Annotated in this window: 2 protein-coding genes, 2 tRNA genes, 1 rRNA gene and 1 pseudogene; 2 read left to right on the forward strand and 4 right to left on the reverse strand. The window is 36.9% G+C overall.

All coding sequences use genetic code 11. The features are described from left to right. Positions 1 to 126 precede the first annotated feature (126 nt). A pseudogene (locus CBG25_RS16830) lies at positions 127 to 830 on the forward strand (ATP-binding protein); the annotation flags it as partial. A 41-nt stretch (positions 831 to 871) separates the two neighbouring features. On the opposite strand, the gene CBG25_RS16835 reads toward CBG25_RS16830, so the two are convergent. Further along, on the reverse strand, positions 872 to 1,210 hold the full coding sequence (locus CBG25_RS16835) for a DUF413 domain-containing protein (RefSeq protein WP_032114311.1): 339 nt from the start codon (positions 1,208 to 1,210) through the stop codon (positions 872 to 874). Between the two features lie 118 nt (positions 1,211 to 1,328). Between CBG25_RS16835 and hdfR the strand changes: the two genes are divergently transcribed. Next, a complete protein-coding gene (hdfR, locus tag CBG25_RS16840) occupies positions 1,329 to 2,147 on the forward strand; it encodes an HTH-type transcriptional regulator HdfR (protein ID WP_290608066.1) in 819 nt (272 codons plus the stop codon). Between the two features lie 251 nt (positions 2,148 to 2,398). On the opposite strand, the gene CBG25_RS16845 is transcribed toward hdfR, so the two are convergent. The 3 genes from CBG25_RS16845 to rrf all read right to left on the reverse strand — a co-directional run. Further along, positions 2,399 to 2,474 (reverse strand) — tRNA-Trp (locus tag CBG25_RS16845). Positions 2,475 to 2,480: 6 nt separating this feature from the next. Then, positions 2,481 to 2,557, reverse strand: a tRNA-Asp gene (locus CBG25_RS16850). Positions 2,558 to 2,604: 47 nt separating this feature from the next. Further along, a 5S ribosomal RNA gene (gene rrf / locus CBG25_RS16855) occupies positions 2,605 to 2,708 on the reverse strand; the annotation flags it as partial.

A 2,708-nucleotide genomic window follows, 5' to 3' on the forward strand; every position in this document is an offset into this window, starting at 1 on the left:
CATAAACGATTATCTCGTAACAGCCGCTCTTTGTTGATCATTTCAAACCTTTATTCTCTAAGTTAAACCTCTTTTTATTCTCAATAGCGTGACAAAAAATGCAAGTCTCTATTCAGCAACTAGTTTAGTGCTTCTACGGCAGCATTAATTGGTGGAGGAAGCTTACCCAAACCGGGAGAAATATCCTTAGCCCATAATGGCATTTTATTTCTTGATGAACTCGCCGAATTTGAACGAAAAGTGCTCGACTCACTTAGGGAACCGCTAGAGTCTGGAGAAATAATAATTTCACGTGCAAAAGCTAAAGTTAATTTCCCAGCCAATATTCAACTTATTGCCGCCTTAAATCCCAGCGCTATGGGCCACTATAAAGGCATATATAACCGAGCCAGCCCAAAACAGATCCTCCGTTATTAAAGATATCTGGACCATTCTTAGATCGTTTTGATCTCTCTATAGAGGTACCTCTGTTACCGCTAGGTACTTTAAGCCACTCTACACCTACAAATGAAACCAGTTTCGATATAAAACAGCGTGTAATACAGGCAAGAAAGCAACAAATTGAACGTTCAGGTAAAATTAATGCAAAACTAAATAGCAAAGAAGCTGCACTTTTTTGTAAACTAAAACCAAATGACGCCCTTTTTTTAGAAACAACATTAAATAAACTTGGCCTCTCAATCAGAGCTTGGCATCGTATACTGAAAGTCTCACGGACCATTGCCGATTTAAAACAGCAACAACAAATTGAAAAAATTGATATTATTGAAGCAATTAGCTATCGCAGTATGGATAAGCTAATTATTCAATTACAAAAACAAATTGAATAATTAGGGGTATTAAAACCCCCTTTTTTAGAACTATGATGATATTAATCATCAGTATCGGTATAGTCTTCTGAGGGATCCAGTTGTGGTTTACCTCCAGATAAGGTATGAAAACGCTTAGGTCGGCTAATACGAGTCATATACTTAGACCATACTTTTTCTTCTGGTGTCACAGGTTCGCGTTCACCGCGACACATAGCAACAAAAAGTTTTTCTTCTTCTGTCTGAGGTTGACGCTTACCTAAATCAAGTTCATTGAAAGCTTGACCGCAACATTCTAACAACTGAGCTTCTTTAATGGTGAAATCACCATGACGAGAAAAACCTCGAGGATAATTTTTATTATCAAAAAAACGATTAGTCGTGATAAAGCTTTCTGCCATCTAACACACTCCTACCTCTTTAATGTCACACTCATTATGGCGCGGAGTATTAGTTAGCAATTGCATTCTGTAAAACAAAACATTTAAATCGTTAAGATTAAAAATTTTGGAGATTCCTGTGGATACTGAATTATTAAAAACTTTTTTAGAAGTTAGTAAAACCCGACATTTTGGTCGAGCAGCCGAATCATTATACCTAACACAATCAGCGGTAAGTTTTCGAATACGTCAATTAGAAACGCAATTAGGTACTATTTTATTTGCCCGTCATCGCAATAATATTCGTTTAACTGCCTCAGGCGAACGTTTGATTCCCTACGCTGAATCGTTAATAAATACCTGGCTACAAGCTAAAAAAGAAATTTCTCATCAATCATTACACACAGAATTTTCAATAGGCTCAACAATATCACTATGGGAAGGATGCTTAACAAATTGGATACAACTTATCTATCAAAAACACAAAGAGCTTCATCTTGAATGCAGAATATCCACGCGACAATCTTTAGTAAAACAGCTTCATTCACGCGAACTTGATTTACTTATTGCAATCGAACCGCCAAAAATGGATGAATTTGAAAGCGCCATTATTGGTGAAATAAAATTACAATTAATGACAAATAAAAAAAATTTAACCCTGTCGAGATTCAATTACATCAAACTTGAATGGAGTCTTGATTTCAATACCACTGAAAAATCATCTTTAGTTGAAAATTCGCCGACACTACTTACAACATCGGCTAATCTTGCGCGGGAGCTATTATATCCAACAAAATCTGCCTCTGTTTTACCAATTCATTGGCTTAATCAATATCATGAATTAAAAACACTATCGAAAGTTGTCTACAGCAAACCAATTTATGCTATTTGGTTACAAAATAATGGACAAGAGACGTTTATTGATAAATTAGCAAAAATATCTATTAAGAATAACTAATTATGAATAAGTAAAATATAAACTTTTAGTTGCATGACCTATCATTAACAAAAAATATCTATTATGGCTAAAAGTACAAAAAAAGATCCTAGTTTTTTTGTATCTAATATTTATCAAAAATAATATGATAGGACAGAAATACATCAATTTTAATAACTAGAAATTAAAATGGCTTTGGGCGACTCATAAAAAAACCCAGTCTGTTAAACTGGGTTTTTAATATTTAATAATATTATCTATAAAGCCGTAAATGGCAGGGGCGGAGAGACTCGAACTCCCAACACCCGGTTTTGGAGACCGGTGCTCTACCAATTGAACTACGCCCCTAATAGGTGGCGGTGCGGACGGGGCTCGAACCCGCGACCCCCGGCGTGACAGGCCGGTATTCTAACCAACTGAACTACCGCACCACCCGATCCATTTCACTAATGGTCTTTCCCATTAGCATTAAATTAAAGTCTGGCAGCTCCCTACTCTCACATGGGGAGACCCCACACTACCATCGGCGCTACGGCATTTCACTTCTGAGTTCGGCATGGGGTCAGGTGGGACCACCGCGCT

The organism is Arsenophonus sp. ENCA (assembly GCF_002287155.1).
In the GTDB taxonomy this organism is placed as follows: domain Bacteria; phylum Pseudomonadota; class Gammaproteobacteria; order Enterobacterales; family Enterobacteriaceae; genus Arsenophonus; species Arsenophonus nilaparvatae.